This window comes from Arthrobacter sp. 05N33_2 (assembly GCF_056397425.1).
The window spans coordinates 1-16,546 of record NZ_JBFTNJ010000070.1 but is presented as its reverse complement, the minus strand read 5'-3'; the positions used below and the strand labels follow the sequence as shown (position 1 = coordinate 16,546).

The following is a 16,546-nucleotide window of genomic DNA, read 5'->3' as shown; positions in this document are numbered from 1 at the left end:
GGCGAGGCCGATCTGCATGAGGCCGAAGGAGGATTCGCTGGACATATGGTCCCTGTTCTCTCTTGTTCTCTAAATTCTGAAGTCTTGGGTTACGGGAAGAGGGAGGTGGCTTACGACGGCGAGTGCGAACCCGCCGTCGTAAACCCCCTGCTAAACCTCTTCTACGGAACTGGGCTCTGCACGAGACAGATCGATGCCCAGTTCTTCCGCAGCCGTGAAGACTGCGTCATCAGAGTCACGCATTTCAATTGTGGTTCCGTCCGTGGAAAGCACTTCCACGTTCAGGCACAGCGACTGCATTTCCTTGATCAAGACCTTGAAGGACTCAGGAACGCCCGGCTCGGGGATGTTCTCGCCCTTGACGATGGCTTCGTAGACCTTCACACGACCGTGGATATCATCCGACTTGATCGTCAGCAGTTCCTGAAGCGTGTACGCGGCGCCGTAAGCTTCGAGCGCCCACACTTCCATTTCACCGAAGCGCTGGCCACCGAACTGTGCCTTACCACCCAGCGGCTGCTGCGTGATCATGGAGTACGGGCCGGTGGAGCGGGCGTGGATCTTGTCGTCCACCAGGTGGTGGAGCTTCAGGATGTACATGTAGCCGACCGAGATCGGATCCGGGAACGGCTCGCCGGAGCGGCCGTCGAACAGACGGGTCTTGCCGGAAGAGTTGATCAGGCGGTCGCCGTCGCGGGTGACGTTGGTGGAATCGAGCAGGCCCGTGATTTCCTCTTCACGCGCACCGTCGAAGACCGGCGTCGCCACAGTGGTCTGGCCACTCTCGCGCGGCAGGTTCGGCAGCTGCTTGACCCACTCGGGCTCGCCCTCGATCTTCCAGCCGGTCTTGGCAACCCAGCCGAGGTGCGTTTCCAGCACCTGGCCGACGTTCATGCGGCCCGGAACACCCAGCGGGTTCAGGACGATATCAACGGGGGTGCCGTCGGCAAGGAAGGGCATGTCCTCGATCGGAAGGATCTTGGAGATAACACCCTTGTTGCCGTGGCGGCCGGCGAGCTTGTCGCCGTCGGTGATCTTGCGCTTGGCAGCGACGTAGACGCGCACCAGCTGGTTGACGCCCGGGGGCAGCTCGTCGTCGTTGTCGCGGTCGAAGACGCGGACACCGATCACGGTGCCGGACTCGCCGTGCGGCACCTTCAGGGAGGTGTCGCGSACTTCGCGGGACTTCTCACCGAAGATGGCGCGCAGCAGGCGCTCTTCCGGGGTCAGCTCGGTCTCGCCCTTGGGGGTGACCTTACCGACCAGGATGTCGCCGGCYTCAACCTCKGCACCGATGTGGATGATGCCGCGCTCGTCCAGGCCTGCCAGGACTTCCTCAGACACGTTCGGGATGTCACGGGTGATTTCCTCGGCACCAAGCTTGGTGTCGCGGGCATCGATCTCGTGCTCCTCGATGTGGATCGAGGACAGGACGTCCTCGGCCACGATGCGCTGGGAGAGGATGATGGCATCCTCGAAGTTGTGGCCTTCCCATGACATGAATGCCACGAGCAGGTTCTTACCGAGGGCGAGCTCGCCCTGGTCCGTTGCCGGGCCGTCAGCGATGATGCCGCCGACCTCCAGGCGCTGGCCTTCGCTTACCAGGACACGGTGGTTGTAGCAGTTGCCCTGGTTGGAACGGGCGAACTTGTTGATGCGGTAGTTGGTTTCCGTACCGTCGTCGTTGAGCATGATGACCAGCTCAGCGGAGACCTCGGTAACCACACCGGCCTTCTTGGCGATGACAACGTCACCGGCGTCGACGGCTGCGGCGCGCTCCATGCCGGTACCGACGAACGGTGCCTCGGAACGGACCAGCGGCACGGCCTGGCGCTGCATGTTGGCACCCATGAGTGCRCGGTTGGCATCGTCATGCTCGAGGAACGGGATCAGGGCGGTAGCCACGGACACCATCTGGCGCGGGGAAACGTCCATGAACTCGACGTCGGCGGCGGGAACCAGCACAGGCTCGCCTCCACCACCGCGGGCACGGACCAGGACGGTCTCTTCCGCGAAACGCTTGTTCTCGTCGAGCGGTGCGTTGGCCTGTGCGATCAGGACCTCGGCTTCGTCGTCGGCCGTGAGGTACTTGACCTCATCGGAGACGACACCCTCGGCGACAAGGCGGTACGGGGTTTCGATGAAACCGAACGGGTTGATGCGTCCGTAGGAAGCCAGCGAACCGATCAGACCAATGTTCGGGCCTTCAGGAGTTTCGATGGGGCACATACGTCCGTAGTGGGACGGGTGCACGTCACGAACTTCCATGCCGGCACGGTCACGGGACAGACCACCCGGGCCAAGCGCGGACAGGCGGCGCTTGTGGGTCAGACCCGAGAGCGGGTTGTTCTGGTCCATGAACTGSGACAGCTGGGAMGTTCCGAAGAACTCCTTGATGGCTGCCACGACGGGACGGATGTTGATCAGGGTCTGCGGCGTGATGGCCTCGACGTCCTGGGTCGTCATGCGTTCGCGGACAACGCGCTCCATGCGGGACAGGCCGGTGCGGACCTGGTTCTCGATGAGCTCGCCGACGGCGCGGATGCGGCGGTTGCCGAAGTGGTCGATGTCATCGATCTCGACGCGGAGCTCGTGGTCCTGGCCGTCGCGCTTGCCCATGAGGGTCTTCTCGCCGGCGTGCAGCGCAACCAGGAACTTGATCATGGCCACGATGTCTTCAACGTGCAGGACCGAAGCTTCCTTGTCGCCAAGGGAGCGGTCGATGCCAAGCTTGCGGTTGATCTTGTAACGGCCGACCTTGGCCAGATCGTAGCGCTTGGAGTTGAAGTACAGGTTGTCCAGCAGGGACTGGGCAGCCTCAACCGTGGGCGGCTCGCCCGGTCGCAGCTTCCGGTAGATGTCCAGCAACGCGTCTTCGCGGGTCTCGGTGGCGTCCTTCTCCAGCGTGGCGCGCATGGAGTCGTACTGGCCGAATTCCTCGAGGATCTGGCCTTCGGTCCARCCRAGGGCCTTCAGCAGMACGGTGACSGACTGCTTGCGCTTGCGGTCRAGACGGACGCCGACCTGGTCGCGCTTGTCGATTTCGAGCTCGAACCAGGCGCCGCGGGAGGGGATGATCTTCGCGGTGAAGATGTCCTTGTCGCTGGTCTTGTCGGCGGTGCGCTCAAAGTAGGCGCCCGGCGAGCGGACCAGCTGGGAGACGACGACACGCTCGGTGCCGTTGACGACGAAGGTGCCCTTCTCGGTCATCAGCGGGAAGTCACCCATGAACACGGTCTGCTGCTTGATTTCGCCCGTGTTGTTGTTCATGAACTCGGCCTTGACGTACAGCGGAGCCGAGTACGTTGCGTCACGGTCCTTGCACTCAGCCATGGTGTATTTGGGGTCAGCGAACTCCGGCTCGGAGAAGCTCAGGGACATGGTGCCCTGGAAGTCTTCGATCGGGGAGATCTCTTCGAAGATGTCGGACAGACCCGAGGAGGTGGCGACGCTGAGGTCGCCTTCTTCGACGGCCTTCGCAACGCGCGCCTGCCAGCGTTCGTTCCCGACCAGCCAGTCAAAGCTGTCGGTTTGCAGGGCGAGCAGATTCGGAACATCAAGGGGTTCGTGAATCTTTGCGAATGAGAGCCGGCGGGTTGCACCGTCGGTGCTGTCGGCATTGATAGCGGTAGCGTTGTTTACATTAGAGGTGCTCGAGGCGACCAAGAGGGATCCTTCCACAGACCTTCAGGCGTTGTCAGATCTCCCCCGTTATGCACTCTGCAGAATGACTCCGCAGCGCTACCAGTCCGGTTCCGCTATATGACCCGGGACCCGCGCTGTCCATAGCTGGTGCACGTGGTAGACGGCACATTGATGGAACAGCTGTCAGGCTAAGCCCACCGCTATATGAAGGCTGAAGGTAAACAGGGAAGACGCAAATATCTACGATACGGCAAAGCAACCTACTTGTCTACCCCACTTCCGGCGGGATTGCAAGCACGAAGTTTGGCGGAATTTCCCCGACTCTTCGCGGCGACGGTGTCCACCCTGCCGAATGGATAGGTGACGGGGCTCACGATAACGTAGACATAAGTCGAAAGTAGATCGGAAGAAAACACCATGAGCAATCCTGCAGACAACAACGATGTTGTCATTCTCGCCGCAGCCCGCACCCCCCAGGGGCGCCTGAACGGGCAGCTGGCCAGCTTCACCGCCGTCGAGCTCGGCACCCACGCCATCCGCGCGGCCCTGGCCGCCAGCGGCGTCAAGGCCGACCAGGTGGACAGCGTGATCATCGGCCAGGTCCTGCAGGCCGGCGCGGGCCAGAACCCTGCCCGCCAGAGCGCCATCGGCGCCGGCATCGGCTGGAACGTGCCGACGGTGACCATCAACAAGGTCTGCCTCTCGGGCCTCACCGCCGTGATCGACGCCGCCCGGATGATCCGCAGCGGGGACGCCACGGTGGTGGTCGCCGGCGGCCAGGAGTCCATGACCCGCGCACCTCACGTGCTGCCCGGTTCCCGGCAGGGCTGGGCGTACGGCACGGTCCAGGCCCTGGACGTGGCCGCGCACGACGGCCTGACCGACGCCTTCGACGGGCAGTCCATGGGACTGTCGACCGAGAGCAAGAACCTGACCCTCGGCATTGACCGGGCCTCCCAGGACGAGGTGGCGGCCCAGTCGCACCAGCGTGCCGCCCGGGCCGCGAAGGACGGCGTCTTCGACGGCGAGATCGCCCCGATGAGCGTCAAGCAGCGCAAGGGCGATCCGATCGCCGTCACCTCCGACGAGGGCATCCGGCCGGACACGACCGTCGAGTCGCTGGCCGGCCTGCGCGCGGCGTTCGTCACGGACGGAACCATCACCGCCGGCAACTCCTCTCCCCTGTCCGACGGCGCTGCCGCCCTGGTGCTGAGCAGCCGGAAGTTCGCCGAGGACAACGGCCTCGAGTATCTCGCGGTGGTCGGCAAGCCGGGCCAGGTCGCCGGTCCGGACAACTCGTTGCATTCCCAGCCGTCGAACGCCATCAAGAACGCCCTGGACAAGGCCGGCTGGTCCGCCGCGGACCTCGACTTCATCGAAATCAACGAGGCTTTCGGTTCCGTCGCGGTGCAGTCCCTGAAGGACCTCAACTATCCGCTGGAGCAGTGCAACATCCATGGCGGGGCCATCGCCCTGGGCCACCCGATCGGGGCCTCCGGGGCCCGGCTGGCCCTGCACGCGGCCCACGAACTCAAGCGCCGGGGTACCGGCAAGGCAGCCGTGTCCCTGTGCGGCGGCGGCGGCCAGGGCGAAGCGCTGCTGCTGTACCGCGACTAAGACCGGTAACCGGCGGGCCGGGCGGGCCCGGACCACAGGGCGGCCGGGCGGACCGGAAACAGCCGCCAGGAGTCAGGAAGATTTGACGCGATGCCAGAGCAGAAAACAACCAGCGGCCGCGAACGGTTCCTCGCCGACGCCGCGGCGCGGGGGCTGGACGTCGAGATCGTTGAACGCCTCGCCGCCCGCAGCCTTGAGGAGGCGGCCGGTATCCTCGGGATCCGGCCCGCGGATATCGTGAAGTCGCTCGTGGTCAAGCACAAGGACGGCAGTTTCCTGTTCGCGCTGGTCCCCGGCGACCGGCAGATTTCCTGGCCCAAGTTGCGGGCGCTGCTGGGCGTCAACAAGCTCTCGCTGCCGGCGGCGGATACGGCTTTCGAGGCCACCGGGTACGAGCGCGGGACCATCACGCCGCTCGGCAGCATCCGCCCCTGGCCCGTCTACGCCGACCAGACCATCACGGGCCGGCGGATCTCCATGGGCGCAGGGGAACATGGCTACAGCGCGTTCGTGGACGCGGATGCCCTGACGGCGGCGCTGGGCGCCGTCGTCGCCGACATCACTGAACCCAACCAGCGCGCCCGGGTTAACAACAACGCGGGGTCAGTTCGGGCCCATCCGGACGGTCGGGATGGGCCGGAAGTGACCCCGCGTTGTTGTTGGAGTTGGAGTTAGGCGGTGACCGTCAATGGCGTCCCGTTGACGGTGAGGCGCCAGTTGGCCTGGCTGAACACGGCGACGTCCAAGGTCCCGCGGTCCACGACGTAGTCGATGATGCGCTGCCGGATCTCCTGCTGGCTGTTGGACAGCACGGGCGCGCTCTTCACGGCCGGGAAGTTGCCGCCCCCGCTCTGCCGGTAGTTGTTGATGGCCAGCGCGAATTCCTGCTCGAGCCGCAGCGGCTCGCCACCGTAGGTCAGCTTGACGATCCGGTCCCCTGCCGGCCGGGCGAGGTCGATCTCGTAGTTCAGCGGCGCGTCCAGGCCGTAGACAACGTCGTAGTTGTAGTCCGGCGTGCCGTTCGGTGCCGTGGCGGTCACGGCATTGGTGACGTCCTGGGCCCTGGCTGTGGTAGCGGTCACCGGTTTGAAGTACTGGGCGGACCACTCCAGGTATGCCTTGACCTGCGCGCCAGTGACCTTGACGGAGAGCAGCGTGTTGTCGAAGATGTACAGCCCTGCGACGTCGCGGATGGTGAGCGCCCCGGCCTTGACATCAACGGCGCGGGAGAAGGCCGCGGCAATGGACAGCACGGGCAGCCCGGCCGCAGGACCGTTGGCCAGCTCAGCCTTGATGGTGCTCGCCTGGACGTAGTTGATGGCGTCGATCGCTGCGGAGTCCTCCCAGCAGGCGGTGGCCGTGCTGAGCGGTGCCGTGGAGGTTCCGATGACCTCATTGACGTAGTTCACCGTGGCCTCATGCCCGGCCTGCACGGCCCGGACGACGGCGGGATCCGGGTTCACAGTCTTGGCGTCCAGCAAGTGCGAATGCGCCGACGTGACGGCCCACCGCCCCTGCACCTTGGCGAGCTCGAGGTCCATGACAGATACCCGCATGCCCCACTTGAGCGGCTCGGTCAGGAGCACCTGCTTGCCGGTGGCCTTGTTGGTGACGAAACGCTCRGGGATCTCCAGGTGGGCGTGCCCGACCAGGATGGCGTCAATGCCGGGCACTTCCTCCGCCAGCTGGGTGGAGGCGTTCTCCGGGAACGGCAGGGCGTCGCCGTAGGAAGACCCCGGAGTCGCCCCGGAATGGCTCGTGACAATGACGATGTCCGCGCCGGCGGCCTTCACCTGCGGAATGACAGCTTTGGCCTCTTCGACGATGCCGTTGAAATCGAGCCTGCCTTGGACGTTGTCGCGGTCCCAGAGGGCGCAGCCGGGCGTCACGAACCCGACCAGGCCCACCGTCACCCAGCCGTTGTCCGTCTTGACCCGCTTCAGGACGTACGGCGTGAAGGCGCGCTGGCCCGAGACGGCGTCGTGCACGTTGGCGCCCAGGAGCGGAAAGTCCAGCTGCTTCTCCCAGGTGCGCAGCAGTGGAATGCCGTAGTTGAACTCGTGGTTTCCCAGCCCCGCGGCGTCATAGCCGATCGCGTTCATGGCCAGCGCCATGGGGTGTTTCACGGTGGCCGAGATGGGCTGGATTTTGGCGAAGTAGTAGGCCAGGGGCGTGCCCTGGATGGTGTCCCCGGCGTCGATGGTCAAGGTGTTCGCCGCTCCGCGCTCGGCCCGCATTGCGTTGATCAGGGTGGCAGCCTGGGCAATCCCGATCTTGTTCCCGACGGCGTCGGCATAGGGCACGTTCTTGAAGTAGTCCCAGTTGAAGACGTTGTTGTGCAGATCTGTGGTGCCGAGCACTGTAAGCGTGAAGTGCTCCTTGCCGTCCGGCCCGCCCGTGGCCGCCCGTTCGCCAGCGGCCTGGGCTGCGGGGGCTCCCGCCAGTGCGGCTGCGGCAGCGCTGCCGCCGACGAGGGCGGCTGTGAGCATCGCGCGGCGGGAGGGTGCATCGTGTGGGTTCGGCATGGTGGGTGAACTCCTGAACGTAGGGGCCGGTGGGCACAAATCCACAGTCTAGGGGCGGCTTTAAAACTGCGACAGGGGTATCAGAAAAACTTTGCCAAATCCTTGGACGCCGTTCATCCCGGGCGACGGGAGCGCTCCAGCCAGCGTGGATTCCGGTCCGGGAACGCAGGAAACCCCGCCCACTGAGTGGACGGGGTTTCCTTTGAGCAGTGCGGACCGCGATGGATCCGGACGGCGGGTGTTACTTGAGGGTAACGCGGGCGCCAGCTTCTTCGAGCTGAGCCTTTGCCTTCTCGGCAGCTTCCTTGGTGGCGCCTTCGAGAACAGCCTTGGGTGCGCTGTCAACCAGGTCCTTGGCTTCCTTGAGGCCCAGGGAGGTGATGGCGCGAACTTCCTTGATCACTGCGATCTTCTTGTCGCCAGCAGCTTCGAGGATGACGTCGAAGTCAGTCTTCTCTTCAGCTTCTTCTGCAGCAGCGGCGGGGCCGGCAACGGCAACGGCAGCAGCAGTAACTTCGAAGGTCTCTTCGAAGAGCTTGACGAACTCGGAGAGCTCGATGATGGTCAGTTCCTTGAAAGCTTCAATGAGCTCTTCGTTGGTGAGCTTCGCCATGGTGTGGCGTCCTTCCTATAGTGGTGCGCTGCGGCCCTGAGGCTCGCTGTCGCACCGGAGTCTTATGGAGAAGAGGACTAGTTCTCTTCGGGGGCTGCGGCTTCGGCCGGTGCTTCGGCCTCGGCTGCTGCATCTGCTGCGGGAGCTTCTTCAGCGGCGGGTGCTTCGGCTGCTGCCGGTGCACCGTTCTCTTCTTCAAGCTTGAGGCGCAGTGCGTCGATGATGCGTACAGCGGCGGCAGCAGGAGCCTTGAGGATCCCTGCAACCTTGGCGAGCTGCAGCTCACGGGACTCGAGTGCTGCCAGGGCAGCAACTTCGCTGGCGTTCAGTGCCTTGCCCTCGAAGTAACCGGTCTTGATGACCAGCTGCTTGTTGGYCTTGGCAAAATCCGTCAGGCTCTTGGCAGCTGCAACTGCGTCACCCTTGATGAACGCGATTGCAGTGGGGCCGGCGAGCTGACCGTCGAATGCTTCGACACCAGCTTCCTTGGCTGCAATGGCGGTCAGGGTGTTCTTGACGACCGAGAACTTGGTTTCCTGGCCGAGAGAGACACGCAGCTGCTTGAGCTGTGCAACGGTGAGCCCGCGGTATTCGGTCAGGACAGCGGCGTTCGATTCCTTGAAATCGTTAGTGATCTCAGCTACTGCTGAAACCTTGCTAGGCGTTGCCATAACCCTCCTTCCGGGGATAGTGCCGGTATGTCCGGGTCCCCGCTCAAAAGAGCTAAAAACTAAAAAACGCCCCGCGCAGATGCACGGGGCTTGTCTCGACGCGGTCCATGACCGCGGAGCTTTGCTTCGTTCACCTGCGCCGGCCGCCCTATGTTCAGGGTCCTTCGTCCGGAAATCCACTGCGCTCTCCCGGCGCGACTGCAGAAGTGAGTCTTGCTTGGGAGAGTGGATTTCCAACAACCGACGGTCTTTGGTCCTCCAAGCTTACGGGACACGGCGCGCGTGTTCCAAATCGGGCCCGGCGGGCAGTGCTGGGTGAACAGCCCTCAGCTGACAGCCGGTCCGAAGTTGGGGAGTTCTTTTTGCCAGAGACCCGTCACGCCCGCTGTCGTGAAGCCGAGCTGCTGGTTGACCTTCAGGAGGTAGCGGTTCTCCGGGGCGTTCCACGTGTACAGGACCCGGGCGTCCGGGAACTGTTCGCTGAGCCGTTCCATGTTGGCGACCTTGATCAGCAGCCCGAGCTTGTTGCCGCGGTGTTCCTGCAGCACCACCGTGTCGTCCTGGAAGACGACGTCCGGGCGCAGGGCCAGGACACTGATGGTGGTCAGGCCCACGAGCGTTCCGCTGGCGATGTGCTCGACGGCGGTGACCACCGTCCGGCGGCCCTGGGCTATGGTGACTTCCTCCGCTTCCCGGAGGATGCCGCCGTCGAACACCATTTCCTGGGCATCCGGCCCCGGCACTTCGTCCTCGCCTGCCTGGTTTTCCAGCGCGGCGACGGCCTCGAGCCACTGGTCAGGACACCGGTCCGTCCAGTGGTGCAGACGGTAGCGGCCGGCATTGGCTTCCTCGGCCTCGGCCTCCAGGTCGGCGACGAGCTTGGTGTCCAGCGGCAACGCACAGGAGCTGAACTGCTCGATGTGCTGCAGGGTGTAGCCGGTGTGGCGGGCAAATTCCACGTCACGGCTGCCCAGCGGGACGAACCCGACGCCGCTGCCGGGCACGAGCTGTTCGGTCTCCGGGTCCGTCAGGGTTGATCCCGGGTGGTTGGTGTCGATCAGGATCGTGTGGCGGCCCTCGTCCCGGGCGAAATGTTCGGCGGCCGCCAGCAGCTGCCTCCCCACGCCCTGGCGCCGGAATTCCGGCAGGATGTCGAGCGTGAATTCGGCGAGATCGAGGTTGTCCACCAGCGGCAGGGCGATGTCCGCAGTCCCGACAATCACACCGTCGATCTTGGCGACGAGGATCACCTGTCGTTCGTAGGGGTCCGCCATCTCAAGCAGCTTTTCCTGCGGCGCGTAGGCGAGGTCGTCGGTGCCCCAGGTCTGCATCCGGACCCTGCGCCCCACCTCGATGGCGGCGAGAAAGTCGGCGGCATCGGGCGCGTCAAGGGAATCGGGGATCCACAGCTGCTCAATCCGTACATCGTTTGCCATAGAGGGCATCTTCCCAGCCGTTGTGCCACCCACCATCGGTACGGCCCGGCTCAAACCGGGCTTTCAACCGTCAGCATATGCTGGTTTGGGCCGCTGTTCCATTGGTGACGCCGGGCAGTTTCCGCTCCAGTCTGCGCCCGGCAGCTTCTGCCCAGCCGGCGCCTGGTCAGTTCCGGATCTCATTGCCGGTGGCTGCGTCCGCGGCGGCAGCGGTCCGCTGCCATTCGCCGTCGTAGCCTGCCGGCTTGAAGCCCAACGCGATGTTGATGCCGAGCATATGGTCGTTTTCGGCGGCGTTGTACGTCAGGACGCGCCGGACCGCTGGGTAGGACTCCCGCAGCAGGCGCAGGTTGCGGATCTTGATGAGCATGCCAAGCCGGTGGCCGCGGTGGCCCACAGCGACGAGGGTATCGTCCTGGTTGGCCAGCCAGGGCTTGTCGGCTGTTGTCTGCAGGACGGTATAGGCGGCCAGTTCGCCGCTGGCCCGGTGCCGTGCCGCCACCACGAGGGAGGACTGGCCGGCGCGCCGCCAGGTGTCCTCGACGTGGCGGACCCGGGCGACGTCCCAGATTTCCGGCTCGTAACTCAGCGCACCGGAGGGGGCATCGGTGCTCATGCGGGACATGAGCACCGCGAGCTGGGCGGCATGTTCCTCCGGGCAGGAATCGGTCCAGTGCAGCAGCTGATAGTCCCCCGCGCGGGCCAGGGCGTCCCGTTCCAGGGCGTCGAGGTCCGCGGCGGGCGGGACGTCGAGCGAACTGAACCGTTCGACCTGCTCCAGGCGGTAGCCGGCTTTTCCGGCGAAACGGACGCCCGGCGCGCCGGCGGGCAGCGCCCCGGTCCCCGTGGCGGGCTTGATGAGGTTGGTGCCATCGACGTCGAAATCGGCCGGGTGCTCGGTGAAGGTCTGCAGGATGGTCCTCCCGTCGGCGGCGGCCAGCGCCTCGGCGTGCTCCAGCAGTGCCCGGCCGATGCCCCGCCCGGCGAAGGCATCCAGGACGCTCACGTGCAGCAGCGCACTGCCCAGATTCTCCTGCAGTTCACAGCGGACCCAGGAGTTGGCGGCCATGCGCCCGTCGACGCGGACGAAGAAGAGCCGCAGCCGGGTGTACGCCGTGTCCCGCCAGTACTGCACGCGGGCCGCCGCGGACGATGCCCGGTCCAGGTTGCCCCAGGTCTGCAGGATGAGCTCATCGCAGAGTTCCATGAATTCGAGGAACTCCGCCGTGTCAGCGGCATCGGTGTCGGCGGCATCAAGGCTGGCGGGCAGGGAGAGTTCCTCGATGAGGTACGACGGCGTAGTCACCGGGACAGCCTAACCGGCAAGTCCGGCGGCACCAAGGGTCCCGATGCCAAACGATTCGGACGCCACGGGGTCCCGGCGCAGGACGGCGAAAGGCCGCCCCGCAGTTGCGGGACGGCCTTTGGCTGGAACCGGCGACGTCAGCGAAGCCGCAGTTCCGTGGATCCGGTGAGGACTAGACCTCGGTCAGGACCTTGGTGACGTTGGGGTCAACCGAGATGCCCGGGCCGAACGTGGTGGCCACGGTGGCCTTCTGGATGTAGCGGCCCTTGGAAGCGGACGGCTTGAGGCGGAGGACCTCTTCCAGTGCGGCTGCGTAGTTCTCGGCCAGCTTGATGGCGTCGAACGAAACCTTGCCGATGATGAAGTGCAGGTTCGAGTGCTTGTCGACGCGGAAGTCGATCTTGCCGCCCTTGATGTCGTTGACGGCCTTGGCGACGTCAGCGGTCACGGTGCCGGTCTTCGGGTTCGGCATCAGGTTACGCGGACCCAGGACCTTACCGAGGCGGCCAACCTTGCCCATGAGGTCAGGGGTGGCGACGGCGGCGTCGAAGTCGGTCCAGCCGCCGGCGATCTTTTCGATCAGGTCATCGGAACCAACGAAGTCGGCGCCGGCCGCGATTGCGGCCTCAGCCTTGTCGCCCGTTGCGAAGACGAGGACGCGGGCGACCTTACCGGTGCCGTGCGGCAGGTTGACGGTGCCGCGGACCATCTGGTCGGCCTTACGCGGGTCAACGCCGAGGCGGAAAGCGACCTCAACGGTGGCGTCGAACTTGGACGGGTTGGTGTCCTTGGCGAGCGTCACTGCCTCGAACGGCGCGTAGAACTTCTCCGCGTCGATCTTGGCCGCGGCTGCCTCATATGCTTTGCTGCGCTTTGCCATGCTGCTTATTTCTCCTTGTGCAGTTGTGGTCTGCGGACCGCGCTGGGCCCTGCCACAGGCGGCATTCCGGCTGGTGTATCCGTTCCGGAATTCCGCTCTTCATTGTTTAGGTGGTGCCGGCTGGCCGGCGGTGCTGACGGCGTCGTGACCGGTTTCCCGATCCCGGCGCATCAGCGGTGGGGAATTAACCCTCGACGGTGATACCCATGGAGCGGGCGGTGCCGGCGATGATCTTCGCTGCGCCTTCGAGGCTGGTGGCGTTGAGGTCTTCCATCTTGGTGGTGGCGATCTCGTTGACCTGGGCCTGGGTCAGCTTGGCAACCTTGACGGTGTGCGGGGTAGCCGAACCCTTGGCGACGCCTGCAGCCTTTTTGATGAGCTCTGCAGCCGGCGGGGTCTTGGTGATGAACGTGAAGGAACGGTCCTCGTAGACCGTGATTTCCACGGGGATAACGTTGCCGCGCTGGGCTTCCGTCGCAGCGTTGTACGCCTTGCAGAATTCCATGATGTTGACACCGTGCTGGCCGAGCGCAGGACCGATCGGCGGGGCCGGGTTAGCGGCACCTGCCTGGATCTGCAGCTTGATGAGGCCGGTGACCTTCTTCTTGGGAGCCAATGTAGGTCCTTCTCTCAAATACGTCCTGGGGCACAGGAGCGTGCCTCAGGTTGGTGGCCGCCATGGCAAGGCGGCCGGCCGCTCCGTGGCTGCTAAGCGGGCAGCCCGGGGCGAATTCTTAGGGAAAAGCTAGATCTTGCTGACCTGGTTGAACGCCAGGGTGACCGGAGTCTCGCGCTCGAAGATGGATACCAGCACCACGAGGGTCTGGGAATCGATCTTGATCTCGGAGATCGTGGCGGGGAGGGTCTCGAACGGGCCTTCCTTGACGATGACCGACTCGCCAACCTCGAAGTCGACGTCGACCTGGGCGGCGGCGTGCTTGACCGGCTTGCCCTTCTCGGCCTGCTCTTCTTCGAAGACCGGCGCGAGCATGGAGAAGACCTCATCGAGGCGCAGCGGGACCGGGTTGTGGGCGTTGCCCACGAAGCCGGTGACACCGGGGGTGTGGCGGACGGCACCCCAGGAAGCGTCGGTCAGGTCCATGCGGACCAGGACATAACCGGGGATGCGGACACGGTTGATGACCTTGCGCTGGGCGTTCTTGATCTCAACGACTTCCTCCATCGGAACCTGGATTTCGAAGATGTAATCTTCCATGTCCAGGGTCTGGATGCGGGTCTCAAGGTTGGCCTTGACGCGGTTCTCGTAGCCTGCGTAGGAGTGAATGACGTACCAGTCACCCTCCTGGCGGCGCAGCTTGGCTTTGAACTCGTCCGCGGGGTCGACGTCGGCCTTGGCGGCCGCCGCTGCCAGCACGTCGGCGTCAGCCTCATCAGCGTCGGTGTCAGCCTCATCAGCGTCGGCGTCGGCTGCAACTGCTGCCTCTGCGTCGTCTGCCGCTTCTGCTTCCGTGGCTACGGCCTCGTCAGTGACGTCGGATTCGGGCGCAGCAGACACAGCCTCGGACTCTTCCGCGGCTTCCACCGCGGCGTCCTGGCTCTTATCCAGCTCAGTCTCAGTTACCTCGAGCTCCTGCTCAGACACTTGGTCTCCTGCTTCCTCATTGCCTAACATGCCTATTTAAATGACTCAATTCCGCACACCCCGCGGAATCTCCGGTTTCCCGGGGCATCCACGCAGTCTGCGGACCGGTCGCCTTAGCTGTCCGTGGGGCCGCTGCCGCCGAAGACCCAGCTGACCGCGGTCCCAAAGGCCAGGTCCAGCAAGGTGACGATCACCATCATGATGGTCACGAACACCAGTACCACGAGTGTGTAGTTGATCAGTTCTTTACGGGTCGGTGCGACGACCTTCTTCAGTTCGCCAATGACCTGGCGGATGAAGATCGCGATACGAGCGAAGAAGCCGGGCTTGGCGGCATTCTTGGCGGGGCGGCCTTTGGAGCTGCTGGCAGCTGTTTCGGTCACCTGGTCCTCACTCATCCTCGCAATGATCGGATACCCGGCTCTGAACTGAACCATGGTTGCTGCGCTGGTTCCGGATAATCCGGAACAGCATGCGCAGGGCAGACAGGACTCGAACCTGCAACCTGCGGTTTTGGAGACCGCTGCGCTACCAATTGCGCCACTACCCTTCGGGGAGAAAAACCGCTCCGGCCGATGCGTCCCACAGGCTTCCCTGAGGCGCAGGCCATCATCGTGTTTTCAACACCGGAGAACCAGTCTACGCAACAACTGCGTCTACGTCGAACCGGCCCTCTTCGGACCCCTGCGTGCCTGCGAAAACCAACTGACAGCCGTCAGTCACATTCGGGTTCAGGCACCCCGGGGGATCCGCTGAACAGCATAGAGTAGATTTCGTCGAATCCCACATCCAGCCTTCCAGCTGCAAGCGAAGAACGGACCCGCCCATGTCTGCCGCCCGCATTTCCCAGCGCATTTCCGCCATAGCCGAATCCGCCACTCTGGCCGTCGATGCCAAGGCGAAGGCGCTGAAGGCAGCCGGCCGTCCGGTTATTGGCTTCGGAGCCGGGGAACCCGACTTCCCGACCCCCGGCTACATTGTGCAGGCCGCCATCGAGGCCGCCAGCCAGCCGAAATACCACCGCTACTCCCCCGCCGGCGGGCTCCCCGAACTGAAGCAGGCCATCGCGGACAAGACCTTCCGGGATTCCGGCTACCAGGCGGCGGCGTCCCAGGTGCTGGTGACCAACGGCGGCAAGCAGGCCGTCTACAACACCTTCGCCACCCTGCTGGATCCGGGCGACGAGGTCATTGTTCCTACCCCGTTTTGGACCACATACCCGGAGGCCATCCGGCTGGGCGGCGGCGTGCCGGTAGAGGTGTTCGCGGGCCCGGAGCAGGGCTACCTGGTCACCGTGGACCAGCTGGAAGCGGCCCTCACCGAGCGCACCAAGATCCTGCTCYTCGTCTCCCCTTCCAACCCCACCGGCGCCGTGTACTCGCCGGAGCAGGTCAARGAGATCGGCCAGTGGGCAGCGTCCAAGGGCCTGTGGGTTGTCACCGACGAGATCTACGAACACCTGACCTACGACGGCGTGCCGTTCACCTCGATCGCCACCGCGGTGCCCGAGCTCGGCGACAAGGTGGTTATCCTCAACGGCGTCGCGAAGACCTATGCCATGACCGGCTGGCGTGTGGGCTGGATGATCGGGCCCGCGGACGTCATCAAGGCCGCCACCAACCTGCAGTCGCACGCGACGTCGAACGTCTCCAACATSCCCCAGGTCGCCGCCCTCGCGGCCGTGTCCGGGCCGCTGACCGCCGTCGATGAGATGAAGGTGGCCTTTGACCGCCGCCRCAAGGCGATCGTCGCGGGCCTGAACGCGATTGACGGCGTTGACTGCCCGACGCCGAAGGGCGCGTTCTACGTGTACGCGGACGTCCGCGCGCTGCTGGGCAAGGAGTTCCCGTCTGCGAACGGCCCGGCGCGGCCGGCCACCTCTGCCGAACTCGCGGCGCTGATCCTTGACGAGGTCGAGGTGGCCGTGGTTCCCGGCGAGGCGTTCGGCCCGTCCGGCTACCTGCGCCTGTCCTATGCACTCGGCGACGACGACCTGGCCACGGGCGTCGCCCGCCTGCAGGACTTCCTCGGCAAGGCCAACTAACACGTCACAAACCCCGATGCGCTATCACTTCGGGTCCTTATTCCAGTGCGATAAGGACTGTGGAGTCTCATGACTTAATGGACGTTTCTGTCTCAAGACATCGTGGACAGTGTGTCTCAGGACATCGTGGACACTCGGACCGGTTTTGCTCGGGTCATGAGCAAAATGCACCCCGATATCAAGATCCGGCATTTGGTGGCGACATG

The 16,546-nt window shown here is 64.5% G+C and carries 12 protein-coding genes, 1 tRNA gene and 1 pseudogene; 3 read left to right on the top strand and 11 right to left on the bottom strand.

The features are described 5' to 3' along the window. Positions 1-150 precede the first annotated feature (150 nt). Positions 151-3,666, bottom strand: a complete 3,516-nt coding sequence (gene rpoB / locus AC1DHX_RS17940) for a DNA-directed RNA polymerase subunit beta (protein WP_028275121.1) — start codon at positions 3,664-3,666, stop codon at positions 151-153. A gap of 396 nt (positions 3,667-4,062) precedes the next feature. Here rpoB and AC1DHX_RS17935 point away from each other — a divergent pair, with 396 nt between their 5' ends. Continuing rightward, positions 4,063-5,262, top strand: coding sequence for an acetyl-CoA C-acetyltransferase (locus AC1DHX_RS17935; protein WP_459385405.1), 1,200 nt, complete (start codon positions 4,063-4,065; stop codon positions 5,260-5,262). A gap of 90 nt (positions 5,263-5,352) precedes the next feature. After that, positions 5,353-5,835 (top strand): annotated as a pseudogene (locus AC1DHX_RS17930) (aminoacyl-tRNA deacylase); the annotation flags it as partial. 98 nt (positions 5,836-5,933) lie between these two features. On the opposite strand, the gene AC1DHX_RS17925 reads toward AC1DHX_RS17930, so the two are convergent. From AC1DHX_RS17925 to AC1DHX_RS17880, 10 genes are all read right to left on the bottom strand, one after another. Continuing rightward, complete coding sequence (locus AC1DHX_RS17925) at positions 5,934-7,787, bottom strand: bifunctional metallophosphatase/5'-nucleotidase (protein ID WP_476855687.1); 1,854 nt, start codon at positions 7,785-7,787, stop codon at positions 5,934-5,936. A 241-nt stretch (positions 7,788-8,028) separates the two neighbouring features. Beyond that, on the bottom strand, positions 8,029-8,400 hold the full coding sequence (rplL, locus tag AC1DHX_RS17920) for a 50S ribosomal protein L7/L12 (protein WP_028276543.1): 372 nt from the start codon (positions 8,398-8,400) through the stop codon (positions 8,029-8,031). Between the two features lie 77 nt (positions 8,401-8,477). Further along, positions 8,478-9,071, bottom strand: coding sequence for a 50S ribosomal protein L10 (rplJ, locus tag AC1DHX_RS17915; protein ID WP_476900307.1), 594 nt, complete (start codon positions 9,069-9,071; stop codon positions 8,478-8,480). Positions 9,072-9,397: 326 nt separating this feature from the next. Then, entirely contained in the window at positions 9,398-10,507 is a 1,110-nt protein-coding gene (locus AC1DHX_RS17910) for a GNAT family N-acetyltransferase (protein ID WP_476858995.1), read from the bottom strand. A gap of 166 nt (positions 10,508-10,673) precedes the next feature. After that, positions 10,674-11,813, bottom strand: a complete 1,140-nt coding sequence (locus AC1DHX_RS17905; protein ID WP_476858996.1) for a GNAT family N-acetyltransferase — start codon at positions 11,811-11,813, stop codon at positions 10,674-10,676. Positions 11,814-11,985: 172 nt separating this feature from the next. Next, the gene (gene rplA, locus AC1DHX_RS17900; RefSeq protein ID WP_018773648.1) at positions 11,986-12,693 is read right to left on the bottom strand and encodes a 50S ribosomal protein L1; all 708 of its coding nucleotides are present in this window, start codon (positions 12,691-12,693) and stop codon (positions 11,986-11,988) included. A gap of 184 nt (positions 12,694-12,877) precedes the next feature. Then, entirely contained in the window at positions 12,878-13,309 is a 432-nt protein-coding gene (gene rplK, locus AC1DHX_RS17895) for a 50S ribosomal protein L11 (protein WP_018773647.1), read from the bottom strand. 129 nt (positions 13,310-13,438) lie between these two features. Then, a complete protein-coding gene (gene nusG, locus AC1DHX_RS17890; RefSeq protein WP_476858997.1) occupies positions 13,439-14,296 on the bottom strand; it encodes a transcription termination/antitermination protein NusG in 858 nt (285 codons plus the stop codon). Positions 14,297-14,409: 113 nt separating this feature from the next. Beyond that, the gene (gene secE / locus AC1DHX_RS17885) at positions 14,410-14,694 is read right to left on the bottom strand and encodes a preprotein translocase subunit SecE (protein WP_028276538.1); all 285 of its coding nucleotides are present in this window, start codon (positions 14,692-14,694) and stop codon (positions 14,410-14,412) included. 79 nt (positions 14,695-14,773) lie between these two features. After that, positions 14,774-14,846 (bottom strand) — tRNA-Trp (locus AC1DHX_RS17880). A 276-nt stretch (positions 14,847-15,122) separates the two neighbouring features. On the opposite strand from AC1DHX_RS17880, the gene AC1DHX_RS17875 reads away from it, so the two are divergent. Beyond that, positions 15,123-16,340: a pyridoxal phosphate-dependent aminotransferase gene (locus AC1DHX_RS17875; RefSeq protein ID WP_476900306.1), complete on the top strand. Its 1,218-nt coding sequence runs from the start codon at positions 15,123-15,125 to the stop codon at positions 16,338-16,340. Positions 16,341-16,546: the final 206 nt, after the last annotated feature.